Source organism: Moorena bouillonii PNG (assembly GCF_001942495.1).
GTDB classification, from domain to species: domain Bacteria; phylum Cyanobacteriota; class Cyanobacteriia; order Cyanobacteriales; family Coleofasciculaceae; genus Moorena; species Moorena bouillonii.
Map to the genome: position 1 here is coordinate 2,525,355 of NZ_MKZS01000001.1, position 14,298 is coordinate 2,539,652.

Here is a 14,298-nt window from a genome sequence, read left to right on the forward strand (position 1 = left end):
CCTGCATCTACCAAGAGCTTCCAGAGGTCTTTAAAGCTCTCCAGCAGTATTTTAACTAACGGCAGCTTGCCATTAAGGATATAAGCTTGATAGACAGAGACTTATCTGCCTGAATGCTAAAGATAAAAATTACTCAACACTAAAATCAACTGAATTTCAACATGAAAATAGCTTGTGCTGCCTCTTATTTCAACTTTTTCGACAACGAAGAAAGATATGAATGTTACCTTAAGTTTCGTAAACATATTGAGAAATGCCGATTATTTCTCTTAACCGTTGAAATTCAGTTATCTGACAAGCCATTCCATTTGAGTCACCTGGATAATGTAATTTGTCTCAAAACTAATCACGTTAAATTTCATAAAAACAATGCTTTAAATATAGCCACACAGAAACTAATCGAACTTGGTTATGACCTGATCATTAGATGTGATGCCGACATCGAATTTACTGACCTTAATTGGTCAGAACAATTAGCAGCAGCTCTTAGAGAAAACCAAATTATTCATTGCTGCAGTTTGCTTAAGCAAGAATATAGTGAAAACAAGTGGCGTACTCGCAAGTCAATTGTTAAAGCATATCTTGATGGTAAGCATCAAAATTATTCAGATGGTGGTGCTTGGGCATTTAGAAAAGATTTTTTTGAACTTGTTGGTTATTGGGATGATGTCCTTAATGTTACCAATGTCACCCCTTTTTTTTATCTCCTACCACAGGTGATCCAAGACAGATATTTAATGTTAATTGATGAGTCTAATAGATATCAAGAATATCTGATAAAAATCCAGAATTATGTCAAAAATATATCTTTTATGAACCAAACAGTTGTCATGTACAATCACGCCAAAACTCTGTCTCGTCGAAAGCTAGATATAGACAGGGTTGATCAGCTAAATGACATTAAATTTGATTTCAAAAAGGATACCTATTATGATGAATTTGGGGTGGTTCAATTTAACCCAAACAATCAACAAGCTATCTTAGCCATTAAGGAGTTTATCAAACTCAGAGAATTGCCCGATGTAACTTACTCAATCAACCACCAGGATGGCTTCGATATGATCAAGGCAAGATTATCACTAAACCCGAAAAAATAACTGATAATTAACTTATTTATAGCGGTTTGCAATTGGGTGAGGTACAAATTTTTTGGTTTTAGGGAACAGGGAACAGGGAACAGGGAACAGGGAACAGGGAAGATAGAATATAGAAGAGGGCACAGGGAACAGGGAACAGGGAACAGGGAACAGGGAAAAAATTATGTGTACCTCATTAGGCTAGACACCGCTATATTTATTGTTGGCTTTATAATTGGTTGATTTAGGGTATGTTCAACTCGGAAACTGTAGTCAATCAACTCAAATAAATTATTGCCACAGAAGTATATGCCAATCTTGAGGTAGAATATATTGATAAAAATTACTTTCTATTTGAGAAGACTTTAGGACTTGATTAGGGTAAATTTATACAACAAATAAAGTTTATTTGCAATATATTTTTTGCTTAAAAGTTATGACTAAAATATCAGAAAATATATTTTTATAATATCACTATTTTATCGAAGTTAATTGCTAATACATAAAAAAAAATTACAGACAGCATTAACGTAGCCATTGCAATATATAGCGGTTTTTATTATAATGAGGTACACATAATTTTTACCCTCCCTCTTAGCTCTTACGTCTTCTGAATTCACTGCTCCCTACTCCCTACTCCCTGCTCCCTACTCCCTAAAAATATGTACCTCACCTAATTTAAAACCGCTATAGCTATTCAAATTGACAGAGTAACTAACCATGCCCAAACCCTTGACTATTGTTCATATAATTCCAGAACTAAATCTAAAGGGTGGAGGAGTTAACACCTTCCTTAAAACCCTGATTTACTGTCTTGTTGATAAGCAAAATAAAAAAATTATTAAAAATATTATTGTTACGAATCAGTCAGACGAGTCAGATAGAAAAGATTTTCAAGCTCTGGGAACTCCTGTATTCAGTAGGTTAATGGCTTCTCAATTAGATCAAGGTAAGCCACTCGAAATCATCCAATGGATGACTCAGATACTCAAGCAACTTCAGCCTGATCTCGTTAATACCCATTTATTTTGGGCAGATACCCTTGGTAGACAAGCTGCTGTCAGTGCTGGTGTTCCGGTAATTATTACTAGGGAGTGCAACGTAAACCTTAATGAAACTGCAAAGCATAGGAAGATTAAGCGTGATCTCGCTAACATCACTGACTGCATAGTTTGCAATGCGGAAGCTGTTAGAAAATATGCTGACGAAGTTGAAGGAATTCCTCCTCATTGCCTGGAGGTTATTCATAATGGTGTGCTTCTTGAAAAATATGAATGTGACTGTAGTTATGACCACCAAAAAACAGTGGAATTTGTTTATGTTGGTAGACTAGAGCCACAGAAGAATCCTCTACTTCTCATCAATGCATTTGCTGCCATCATTGTTGATTACCCTGATTGTCGCTTATCAATTATTGGGGATGGCAGCTTAAAGGAAGAATGCCTCAATCAGGTAAAAACCCTGGGATTGTCTGAATCTGTTAGGTTTTTAGGCTACAATAAAAAGCCGTGGGATTGGGTGAATCCAGGAAGCGTCTCCATTCTTACCTCGAGTTTTGAAGGTTTGCCCAATGCAGTTTTAGAAGCTATGGCTGCAGGAATTATTTGCATTGTGCCTAACCTGGCAGTAATGAAAGAAATCGCTAAGGCCGGTTCAGAATTAATAATCTATGAAGTTGGTAATCAAAACAAGCTAATAGAGGCAATGAAATTATTGCTGGAGATGACGCCAGAGGAAAAGTTGCTGATGATTCGAACAGCACGAACCAGAGTAGAACAAGATTTTGATGCCCATAAAATGGCAGATAAATATCTCAATTTATATCAGACTATTTATGGCAAAAAAGTATTAACTAAGCATACAGCCGATCAGGTACCCGGAAGCAGCGGCTATTAAATCCTATTGATTGGAACCTATTGAGAGAGTTAAGTGAGATAGTTAAGCGATCGCGTTTTCCACCCTGAGTTTTTACCTGACATTAATTAAAAATGGCATCCTCCAATCCCAAACAATCCGGTGTTAATCCTTCGAGCCAAACCCAGTCTGAAACAAAACTTTCAGATTTCCCGAAAGCTGCTGGGACTAAGGCCAAATTAAAAGATCAGGCTCCTCCGGTTAACCCTGTCCAACATAACGAAAACCTACCCCTTTCCTGTGCCCAAGAACGGGTGAGGCTAACCCTGCCTCAACTTTCACCAGAAATTTATCATCAACTGCGACTCTACACTCTTGCATGGAAAGGTAAACGGGTCAGACCCAAATCCTTGATCGTGGGCATGAACACCAATGGGTCTAAACAGCCCTTATTCTGGTGCTTGCAGGGGTTTAGAGAACTCAGTCAACTGGCGAAGTATCTAGGTTTTGACCAGCCTATCTACGGCATGCGCTCGGGGCACCTGATCATGAAATATACCCAAAAGAACATTCAAGCCTTAGCAGCTCACTACCTCGGGGAAATCCTAGCCGTGGAGCCAGATGGTCCTTACCTATTGGGAGGAAATTGTCAAAGTGCATCGATCATCTTTGAAATTGCCCAACAACTTATTTCTCAAGGCAAAACCGTGACTTTACTTTGTCTGGTCGAAAGATTCATCCCCCGACCCTATCCTGGTCCGATTGCCCTGTTGTTTGGTCGTCAGAGTAAGTTTAACCCCTACAAATTCTTCCGCAACCCAGAACTAGGCTGGAGCAAATTCTATCCAGGAGAACTATATGTTGACCTAGTTCCTGGTCGTCATGGGGAGTTCTTCAATGAACCCAAGATTCAGGTTAATAAACCCAAGATTCAGGTTTTGGTGGAAAAAGTGCAGTATTACATTGAGAAAACTCAGTCACAGCCAACTCCACCCCAGTTGCCCCTCAATCAGACCAAATATCCCTTACTACCCAACCATGCCTATCGCGCCCAGCTGACGGCTCCCACATCTCTCGTCGCTCTCCCTGGTCAGACTCTGGTAATTGAGGTCAAAGTCAAGAATCTCTCCTCCCTGACTTGGCTTGAGACCGCTAAGAGTGGCATCCGAGTCGGGAATCACTGGTTAGATCACAATGGCAAAGTCCGACAGTGGTCTGATGGCCGAGTAGACTTGGGTTCGGATTTGCCCCCCGACTCAGAAATTGAACTGTTCTTGGAGGTGACCACACCCATGGCTGAGGGTCACTACTGTTTAGAACTGGATCTGGTGGAAGAGGGGATAACTTGGTTCAAACACAAAGGTTCCAAGACCACAACAGTTCAGGTGAGTGTCAATCCTGACCCAGACGAGATCACCAAAGAGGAAGCCAATTCTGAGGTCTATCGCCGCCGAGGTGACTCAGCCTTTGAGAAAGGGGATTTCGAAACCGCCATCCTCAACTACCAAAACGCCCTTCAACTCTCACCGTCTGGACCAGTTGAAGTTTATAAAAACCTAGGAGATGCTCTGAGCCAGAAACAGAAGTTCTCCGAAGCCATAACTGCCTATACCGAAGCTCTTAAGTTACAGCCAGATCATGAACAGGTCTATTTTAGGCTGGGTTCGGCTCAGTTGATGCAACAGGATCTAAACGGAGCAATTGCCAGTTACCAAAAAGGGATTGAGCTGTCTGTCGAACAGGCTTGGATGTACCGAATGCTTGGGCAAGCTTTCCAGTACCAAGGAAACTTAGAGTCGGCGATCGCTACCTATACTAAAGCGATCGCATTACAACCAGACCATGCCATCACCTACATCCTATTGGGGAATGCCCACCTTTTAGCTGACCATCTCGAGCTCGCCATGGCTAACTATAACAAAGCGATTCAGTTACAGCCAGACCAACCAGGGGCTTATCACTGCTTGGGGAATGCTCAGCTCCAAGCTAAAGATGTAGAAAACGCGATCGCTTCTTATCACAAAGCCATTGCTTTGAATCCCGAATATTTTCCAGCCTACAAAAGCCTGGGAGACCTGTTCAAGGAGCTTAAGAAATTAGACGAAGCGATCGCGGCTTACGACAAAGCCCTGAAATTACAGCCGAACAATCGGGATGTGGCTTCCAGTAAAGATAGGCTGATGTGGCGCAAAAAACTCCAGAGTGGTGGTTAACCCAGGGAGCAATTGGATCTAGCTATAACCTGAGGGGGTGACAATAAGGGTAAAAAGGAAACCGGGTGTAGGGTGTAACGCAACAGTGATTGACTGCTGATGAAGTTGTTTCAGTAGTGCTAAGTCATCAATAATATTAATGCGATCGCTAAACTGTTCTGGGACAACTTTCTTTAAATCCCGTCTCCAAAACTTATATGACTGACTCCTGAGCATTTTTCAGCATTCCATCTCGCTCAAAACCCGTAATTTATGGCATCCGATTTTGCTCCTGAGTAGGCTTTAGTTCAATTCTCAAATCACCCTCCAGTTCTTCCGGTAACACCATCATCCACTCACTTAGCCGGAATAACTGAATAATCTCATTTTTACTATAACCCCGATCGTATCTGTATCCAGTGATTCATAGCTCTGTGACCAGTTAATGTTACCATGAGCTTGGGGGAAAAACCATGCCATAAATGGCTCAAAGTAATTATCTCATGAAAATGCTATAGATAAATAAAATAAGGCAAGCATTGATTCACCTAATCAATGAAAGGGGATAACAGTAATGAAACTCTTCTACTACCAATACTCACCCAAACGATTCCCTGGTGGTCTCAATAACTTTGGCGATGACCTAAACCCTTGGTTATGGCAACAGTTAATCCCTAACTTACTAGATGACGATGAAAGCACCGCCTTTGTTGGAATCGGTACCCTCCTAAATAATTTACTCCCCAAGCGTTTACCCAATGCTAGCCGAATCATCATTTTTAGTACTGGAGTCGGTTATGAAAAGTTACCAAAACTCCAAGATTCCTGGACAATTTACTGTGTAAGAGGACCCCTCTCCGCCAAAGCCTTAGGCATTTCCCCTCAATTAGCCGTTACCGATGGAGCAGTGTTAGTCAGACGACTCTTCCATCCAACCAGTCAAAAAATCCATCAATTTGCCGTTATGCCCCATGCTAAATCTGCCAGATATGGCGGTCAAGCCTGGCATCAAATCTGTGAACAAATCGGCTTTAAGTATATTGACCCTCGTTTGCCTGTCGAGCAAGTATTATCTGCTATCAGCCAAACCAACATCTTACTAACGGAAGCTATGCATGGCGCAATTGTAGCCGATGCGCTACGAATTCCTTGGATTCCCATCTGCACTAATCCAAATATCTTGGCATTTAAATGGCAGGATTGGTGCTTATCTGTTGGTTTGAAATACCAACCCCAATATATCATTCCTCTGTGGGATTTATATCCTAGAACAGCACGAGGAATTCGTTCCTCAATCCGTTATGCTCACTTTTGCTTCAATTGGCTCAAACAAGATCAGTTGCATTCAGTCAAGACACTTTGGGGTGAAAAACAACAATTAATCGCCACTCAACTATTCAGAATCGCTCAAACTACCTCTCCCTACTTAAGTAATGATCATCGGATCGAACAACTTACTACTGAATTGGAAGAAAGGTTATATAAATTGAAATCAAGGATGAATTATCAAGGATGAATATAACTTTTTGGGTTGCATAACTAAGGCATGTAATAGTATAAAGTTATCTTGTATCAGTGATAAATTCCCGATTCCCGATTCCCGATTCCCGATTCCCCATTATTACCGATTTTCCACACTCCGATAACGGAGCCATTCAGCTATAAAAGCAACTGCACCTGATACCAGGATTAGCAAAACACTAAGAGCATTTATATCTGGTTTAACACCAGTGCGGATGCGGCTAAAGATTTCCATAGGTAAGGTAGTTGCACCAGTCCCAGCTGTAAAACTAGAAATCAGAAAATCATCCATACTTAGGACAAAAGACAATAAACAACCGGCAATAATCCCTGGCATCAATTCCGGTAGTAAGATTTTTATAAAAGCTTGTAGGGGCGTTGCTCCTAAATCAAGGGCTGCTTCTTCTAGGTGAGGGTCAAGCTGGGTGATACGGGAGGAAACAACAATGGCAATATAAGCCAAACAGAAAACTATATGAGCTGCTATGATAGTCCACAGACTCAGAGGAATAGCCATAACTGCCAAAAAGATTAGAGTTGCGACTGCGATCGCAATATCTGGGATAATCAGGGGTAAGTAGGATATCCCTCGATACAAGCGTTTACCTGGAAACTGGTAACGGGCTAAACCGACTGCCATCATGGTACCCAATACCGCAGAAATTCCTACTGCCACTAGGGCTACCGTGAGACTATTGAATAGTGCGTTCCTTACACTCTCGTCCTGCCATAGTTTTAGGTACCACTTAAACGTGAATCCCTGCCACTGGGCGCTGTATTTAGAGTCATTGAAGCTATAAAACGTCAGTACCAGCAGGGGTAAGTACATATAAAAGAACATCACCAGGGAGAAAATACCTTCCCAAGAAATCCGGAGTTTTGGTTGAGAGTTTACCATTTCTAGGGGAAGCTCCTCCTGCTGATGGTAGAGTTGCTCATTAGTCATTTGTTAATTGTTAATTGTTAATTGTTAATTGTTAATTTTACTTGTTAATTTTACTTGTTACTTGTTACTTATTAATTTTACTTGTTACTTGTTACTTAATTTAAAGTTTATAGTTGAAATTTTCAATTTTTATGAATGCAACCCTTTTCTTGTTATAGGTATCCGTGTAGGAATTGTGAGAATTGTTGATCCGAATTTCCCTACTCCCTACTCCCTACTCCCTACTCCCTACTCCCTACTCCCTACTCCCTTTTCTATAGTGCTAGGGCTGTGCTTTGGGATCACCATACTTAATCAAAAGTGCGATCGCTATACTCACCACCAAAATTAACATCATACTCAAAGCTGACCCAAATCCCCAGTTTTGAGTAGCTCCTAAAAACTGGTTATAAATCAATCTTGCTCCAGTCATACTCGATGCTCCCCCTAACAATTCCGGATTAACAAAATCCCCTAATCCAGAGATAAATACCAGCAAAGAACCTGCAGCAATTCCTGGTAGAGTTTGGGGNTCTCCGTACTCCCTACTCCCTACTCCCTACTCCCTACTCCCTACTCCCTACTCCCTACTCCCTTTTCTATAGTGCTAGGGCTGTGCTTTGGGATCACCATACTTAATCAAAAGTGCGATCGCTATACTCACCACCAAAATTAACATCATACTCAAAGCTGACCCAAATCCCCAGTTTTGAGTAGCTCCTAAAAACTGGTTATAAATCAATCTTGCTCCAGTCATACTCGATGCTCCCCCTAACAATTCCGGATTAACAAAATCCCCTAATCCAGAGATAAATACCAGCAAAGAACCTGCAGCAATTCCTGGTAGAGTTTGGGGTACAGTTACTGTCCAAAAGGTTTGAAAAGGATTTGCCCCTAAATCCGCCGCCGCTTCTAACAACCGTTTGTCTAACTTTTCTATAGACGCATAGAGAATCAAGACCATATATGGCAGAAAGCTGTAAGCCATGGCAATCAATACAGCAGCACTACGATTGAGCAAATCCAACCCTGGTAGTCCAATACTAGTCAGTACTGTATTGAGAACCCCAGTCGGTCGCAGAATGGTAATCCAGGCATAAGAACGTAGTAGAGAGGATGTCCACAACGGTAATATAAAACCCAGCAGGAGTAAATTTTGCCACCGCTTGGGTGCTAGCTGAGCAATCCAATAAGCCACAGGAAATCCTAGCACAAGACAAATCACAGTGGTTCCCATGGCCAAAAAAAGCGATCGCCCCATCACTTGCAAGATTACTGGATCAAATATCCGCAAATAATTATCAATACCAGAGGGATTGACCACATCTCCTGGTCTAATGTTGGGTACCAAACTTAGTTCAAAAATCACTAGGGTTGGCAGCACCAACAACAAAGCTAACCATATACCTGCTGGACTGAGCAATCCTAGGGGTTCTAACCACTGCCATCGTAAGTGTCTCTTATCTTGCATAACTGGGGATTCAGCAATGTTCTCAGTAACGCTTTCAGTGTTATTTATCATTAGTTCTTAGTCATTAGTTCTTAGTCATTAGTCCAAGACTTATACCATTTTTTTTTCAAATGCTAGATTATTATGATATCTAGATTGAAAAATATTAACTATTAAAAATCTGATTTAGTCTTTATTATTTTATCACTATCATTATTGGGATGTAATTTATAATCTCTAGCATTTATCAGTAGCATTTCGCGATTTTTTATAGGTATTTTTAAGGGTATGTTTATTTCTGCGCTTCCGTAGTATTTTCCTAAACTTTATGGTGTTGAAAAGTCCTAATTCCTAACTCCTAAACACTGGTCAACTGAGTCCAGTAGCGGTCATAAACTTCGCTAACCTCGTCAACAGGTGCAAGACCTTCACAACGTTCTAACGCTGATTGTTCTGGAAACAAACTTTGATCCTCTTGGATGTCACGGGACAATAGCTTAAAGGCTTTCTGGTTTGGTGTGGCGAAGCTCAACCGTTCACAAATTTGAGCAGCAACATCTGCTTCTAACATAAAGTTAATCCAAGCGTAGGCACCCTCAAGATTGGGAGCTGTTTTAGGAATTGCCAAGGTATCGATCCACAAGGAAGAACCACTTTTCGGTAGGACGTACTGCAAATCTGGGTTTTCTGCCATGATTTCAACAGCATCAGAGGAGTAACACATCGCAAGCCATAAATCCCCACTTAGGATTTGCGATCGCCAAGCATCAGAAGAAAATGAAGCAATACTTGGTTTTAACTCCACCAACATTTCATAGGCCTTTTTGATCTCCTGGGGATTGGTAGAGTTGTACGAGTAACCCAACATTTTCAAAGTGGCACCCATCACTTCTCGCACATCGTTGAGCAAAGTCATCCGTCTCGATAATTTGTCTTTATATTGCCAAAGATAGCTCCAATCCTCCGGTACCTTAGATAGTTTTTTGGAGTTGTAAATCAAACCCGTTGTTCCCCAGCTCAGAGGAATACTGTGCAAATTGTTGGGGTCATATATGGGATTGAGGAACTTAGAAAACAGTCGATTTATTCCGATGATGCGTTCAAAATCCAGTTTCACCAACAGATCCAACTCAACCATCTTTCGCACCATGTAGTCAGACGGGTAGATAATGCTATAGGCTCCGCCCCCAGAAGCCTGAAGTCGAGCAAGCATAGCTTCGTTGGAATCAAAGACATCGACTACAGCTTTGATTCCAGTTATTTCGGTAAAGCGGTCTAGTAGCTCATCATCGGTATAGTTAGTCCAAGTGTAGATAAATAGTTTATTTCTGTCACCTGGTGAAGTAGTTGTTGGTCTCACTTCACCTAGAGTCCAGCCACATCCAGAGAGGGTTAGACCTGATAGGGCAGCAACCGTGGCTACCTGTAAAAAGTTGCGCCTTGTAGGGCGTTTTAGGAATTGTTGTCGATCCAGTGAAAGCACAATTGAAAAGGTTGAAGGTTGAGGTTGGTTTTTGCCCAGGCGTCCGAAATAGGGTAGGTTTAATAAAGTTATTCAAAACCGATTACCGATTACCAATTACCCCAAAATAGATAGGATAATTAATCTACCATAATTGATTTAGTAAACAACTAAAAATCTCTTGATTTAGTGAGCACTAGTTTGCAAGCAAACTAGGCTCAAAAACTACCGAAATCCTCAAATTATTCCTCCAACACTCGACAATCCGTGGGTGCCCAACGAGCATAAATTGTGGTGTTAGGGTCTGGTAACTTGTTATTGGTGTTGGCCAGTATGACTCTGAGACAGTCGCCACTGAGTAACTCGACCACACATTGAATATGAGTACCCAGGTACATCGCGTGTTTGAGACGTCCTTCAAAGCAATTCATTGTATTAGTAGTTGGGGGGGAAAGACTAAGGCGAATTTTCTCTGGTCGTACACCTACTACAATATCCTGAGCATTAGAATTATCCAGGACTTCTTTAACGGATGGAGACTCAACCACAATCTTGATACCAGTCTTGGTGGTAATTTCGAGTGAGTCGGCATCGGACCGTTGCAGACGACCTTTAAATAAATTGGTATCACCGATAAAGTCCGCCACAAAGGTTGTCCGAGGATTTTCATAGATTTCTCTGGGGGAACCAACTTGCTCAATTTTACCTGCACGCATCACAGCGATACGGTCAGAAAGACTCATAGCTTCTTCTTGGTCGTGGGTCACCATCACAAAGGTTAACCCCAGGTCTTGATGGAGATTTGACAGTTCCACCTGCATCTGTTTGCGCAGCTTGAAATCTAGCGCTCCCAAAGGTTCATCCAACAACAGCACCGCTGGTCGATTAACTAATGCTCGGGCTAATGCCACTCGTTGCTGTTGACCCCCAGACAATTGAGGGGGATACCGATTCGCCAATCCCTCCAGTTTCACTTGTTTGAGGGCTGCTTTGACTCGTTCCTCAACCTCCAATGAGGGTAGCTTTTTTAGCCGTAGACCGAAGGCAATATTTTCCGATACACTCAGGTGATTGAATAGAGCATAACTTTGAAATACTGTATTGACAGGTCGGCGGTGTGGTGGAATATGATTCATCGAGCGTCCCTGAATCATTACCTCCCCAGCTGAAGGCATCTCAAATCCCGCTACTAAACGCAAGGTTGTAGTCTTGCCACAGCCAGACGGACCAAGAATGCTAAAAAATTCTCCTTGACGGATAGTTAAGTCAACACCACGGACAACAGTCTCGGTGTCGAACACTTTAAAAACCTTCCGGAGTTCAACATCAACTTTAGCTGTAGTCGTGGTAGTCGGACGTGGTTCTTTAACAGTCGTTTGAAACATGGTGGTTATTTCAGCAGTAGTGATGCCCCCAGAGTCATGCCTCGTCTGTCTGCATCTGTGCAACACGGTTTATCTCCTTGGGTTTATTTTATCCTCCAACCTAAAAATACTCCTGCAGTAGCTAAACAGATCTGCACTGATCCAGTAGCTGAACTGGAGAAGTAAATTGCTGGGTATTAGCCGTGACTAGGTATTAAGCTAATGGTAAGAGCTATTAGAACAGGGGCAAATCAGAGCCTCCTTAATCAAGGCTTTGGGGCAGATCTAGGTGAATTAGTGTGGGCAATCCCAAGGGCATGTTCCAATTCTGCTCACTACACCCGGTCACCCTCAACCCCATACCCAGTTTTAACCGACAAGCTTGGGGCGTGAGTCCTGTTGTTTTGTTGTCAATTGTCAATCCTTAATTCTTAATTGAAAAGGGAGACTTATTCGGAATCAAAGCCAATAGGTTACTGGGATTGATCACAGACTATTCGCCTTAATTGCCCAATTCCGTGTTCTCCAAGTGCGATTCCCCATTCTCAGACCTCTGACGATGACATTAATTCAGCCTTCCTTATCTCCATTTGCAGTACATCGATCTAATTCCCGCACTGTCGGACGCAAATACCAATCCGTAGTGATTATGGTACTGATTAGCGTATTCTTGCTGGGGGGAATTGCTTCCCGTTTAGCGTATTTACAGCTAGTTCAAGGGGAACGCAACCAACAGCTGGCAGAAAATAACCGGATTCGTCTGATTCCCAAGCCCCCTATACGGGGCAATATTTTTGACCGTAAGGGAAGAGTATTAGCTAGCTATCGGTTGTCTCACTCGGTATTTGTGTGGCCGATGGTTCTTAGGCAGGAGCAATGGCCCCAAACTCGCAAACGCCTGTCCCAAATTTTGAAGATACCAGACGCTGAGATTCAAAAGCGTCTGGAACAAGCGGGCTATAACTCTCCTTATCTACTTCGGATTGCCCGTGGTGTTACTCCCGCTCAAGTTACTGCCTTGGCTGAGTACAGCAATGAATTACAGGGGATAGAGGTGGATATTGATGCCTTGCGGTACTATCCCCATGGACAGCTATCGGCTCACGTTCTAGGTTACACTGGAGAGCTGGACTATGAAGAGCTGCAACGGCGTAAACCTGACGGCTACCGCCTCGGTGATGTGGTTGGCAAAATGGGGGTGGAGAAGTCCTATGAGCATCTGCTACGGGGAGAATGGGGCGGTCAGCAAGTAGAAGTTGATGGTGCTGGACGAGTCGTCAGGGTTCTGGGTCAGAAACAGGCACAAGCGGGTAAACCTATCCATATAACCATCGATATAGATGTGCAGAAGGCAGCCGAGGCAGCATTAGGCGATCGCAAAGGGGCAGTCGTGGCTATGGACCCCAACACCGGTGCTGTCCTCGCAATGGTTTCTCGTCCAACCTTTGACCCGAATATTTTCTCGACTCGCATCACCTCAGAAACCTGGCGAAAGCTACAAGGCAGAGGGAATCCGTTTATCAACCGGGCAATGCGAGGGTTTCCTCCAGCCAGTACATTTAAAGTAGTCACAGCTTCGGCGGGTATGGAATCTGGTCGGTATTCTCCCAAAACTGTTTTACAGACTTATCCTTACCTGTATGTGGGTGGTCATGCCTTTGGGGAGTGGAACCGAGCCGGATTTGGTCCAATGGGATTTGTGGGTGCTATGGCTTGGAGCAGTAACACCTTCTTTGGTCAAATCGGTCGAGGGGTTGGGGGGAAAACCCTGATTGAATGGGCTCGTAAATATGGCTTTGGTGAAAAAACTGGTATTGAGTTATCCGGCGAATCCCGTGGTTTGATAGTGGATGATGCCTGGAAGCGGAAAAACTACAATTGGGGATGGACCGTTGGCGATACCATAAATATGTCTATTGGTCAAGGATTTACCCTTGGAACACCCTTACAAACCTCAGTCATGTTTTCTGTAGTTGCCAATGGCGGCTACCGGGTTAAACCCCACTTGCTCAAGAACAATCAGGATGCTATCAAAGGGCGAGTGTCCATGAATATGAAGCCATCAACGATTCAAACCCTACGCCGAGGACTGCGAGCTGTGGTGACTGGGGGAACAGGAGCTGCATTGAGGGTGCCAGAGTTACCTCCTGGCGCTGGTAAGAGTGGAACAGCAGAGGCTCCTCCTGGCAAGGCTCATGCTTGGTTTGGTGGTTTTGCCCCCTATGATAAACCCGAGATTGCAGTTGTTGCTTTTGTGGAACATTCCGGCGGCGGTGGAGGTTCAGTGGCAGGACCAATTGTGCGCCAGGTAATGGAGGCTTATTTTAAGCATAAATAGGGTTTGCTGAAAAAGTCTTTTGGTATTGGATTGAGTCAGCGAGTGTGGAGTCAGCGAGTGTGGAGAAATGGGAATTATATAGGAGGTAGTCGGAAGACTTGCCCCTTGATTTTTCT

11 protein-coding genes and 1 pseudogene are annotated in these 14,298 nt (G+C 42.8%); 6 read left to right on the forward strand and 6 right to left on the reverse strand.

Annotated elements, in window-relative coordinates:
* Positions 1-161: 161 nt before the first annotated feature.
* The 3 genes from BJP37_RS10325 (at position 162) to BJP37_RS10335 (ending at position 5,143) form a co-directional block, all read left to right on the forward strand.
* Complete coding sequence (locus BJP37_RS10325; protein WP_075898588.1) at positions 162-1,097, forward strand: hypothetical protein; 936 nt, start codon at positions 162-164, stop codon at positions 1,095-1,097.
* A 699-nt stretch (positions 1,098-1,796) separates the two neighbouring features.
* On the forward strand, positions 1,797-2,972 hold the full coding sequence (locus BJP37_RS10330; RefSeq protein ID WP_075898590.1) for a glycosyltransferase: 1,176 nt from the start codon (positions 1,797-1,799) through the stop codon (positions 2,970-2,972).
* Positions 2,973-3,064: 92 nt separating this feature from the next.
* Positions 3,065-5,143: a tetratricopeptide repeat protein gene (locus BJP37_RS10335; protein WP_075898593.1), complete on the forward strand. Its 2,079-nt coding sequence runs from the start codon at positions 3,065-3,067 to the stop codon at positions 5,141-5,143.
* Between the two features lie 18 nt (positions 5,144-5,161).
* On the opposite strand, the gene BJP37_RS10340 is transcribed toward BJP37_RS10335, so the two are convergent.
* Positions 5,162-5,359 carry a hypothetical protein gene (locus BJP37_RS10340; protein WP_075898595.1) on the reverse strand — a complete coding sequence of 66 codons (198 nt, stop codon included), beginning with the start codon at positions 5,357-5,359 and terminating at the stop codon, positions 5,162-5,164.
* 337 nt (positions 5,360-5,696) lie between these two features.
* On the opposite strand from BJP37_RS10340, the gene BJP37_RS10345 reads away from it, so the two are divergent.
* Positions 5,697-6,638: a polysaccharide pyruvyl transferase family protein gene (locus BJP37_RS10345; RefSeq protein WP_075898599.1), complete on the forward strand. Its 942-nt coding sequence runs from the start codon at positions 5,697-5,699 to the stop codon at positions 6,636-6,638.
* 105 nt (positions 6,639-6,743) lie between these two features.
* Here the strand turns inward: BJP37_RS10345 and BJP37_RS10350 are convergent, their stop codons facing one another.
* On the reverse strand, positions 6,744-7,589 hold the full coding sequence (locus BJP37_RS10350; protein WP_075898602.1) for an ABC transporter permease: 846 nt from the start codon (positions 7,587-7,589) through the stop codon (positions 6,744-6,746).
* 175 nt (positions 7,590-7,764) lie between these two features.
* Between BJP37_RS10350 and BJP37_RS38875 the strand changes: the two genes are divergently transcribed.
* A complete protein-coding gene (locus BJP37_RS38875) occupies positions 7,765-7,920 on the forward strand; it encodes a hypothetical protein (RefSeq protein ID WP_158069513.1) in 156 nt (51 codons plus the stop codon).
* Here BJP37_RS38875 and BJP37_RS10355 read toward each other — a convergent pair.
* The 4 genes and pseudogenes from BJP37_RS10355 to BJP37_RS10370 all read right to left on the reverse strand — a co-directional run.
* A pseudogene (locus tag BJP37_RS10355) lies at positions 7,852-8,100 on the reverse strand (ABC transporter permease); the annotation flags it as partial. The gene BJP37_RS38875 and the pseudogene BJP37_RS10355 sit on opposite strands and share 69 nt — an antisense overlap.
* A gap of 75 nt (positions 8,101-8,175) precedes the next feature.
* Entirely contained in the window at positions 8,176-9,039 is an 864-nt protein-coding gene (locus BJP37_RS10360; protein WP_075905957.1) for an ABC transporter permease, read from the reverse strand.
* Between the two features lie 337 nt (positions 9,040-9,376).
* A complete protein-coding gene (locus BJP37_RS10365) occupies positions 9,377-10,501 on the reverse strand; it encodes an ABC transporter substrate-binding protein (protein ID WP_075898605.1) in 1,125 nt (374 codons plus the stop codon).
* A gap of 221 nt (positions 10,502-10,722) precedes the next feature.
* Positions 10,723-11,865 (reverse strand): ABC transporter ATP-binding protein, encoded by a 1,143-nt coding sequence (locus tag BJP37_RS10370; protein WP_075898607.1) that lies wholly within the window; start codon positions 11,863-11,865, stop codon positions 10,723-10,725.
* A gap of 538 nt (positions 11,866-12,403) precedes the next feature.
* On the opposite strand from BJP37_RS10370, the gene mrdA reads away from it, so the two are divergent.
* A complete protein-coding gene (gene mrdA / locus BJP37_RS10375) occupies positions 12,404-14,182 on the forward strand; it encodes a penicillin-binding protein 2 (RefSeq protein WP_075898609.1) in 1,779 nt (592 codons plus the stop codon).
* Positions 14,183-14,298: the final 116 nt, after the last annotated feature.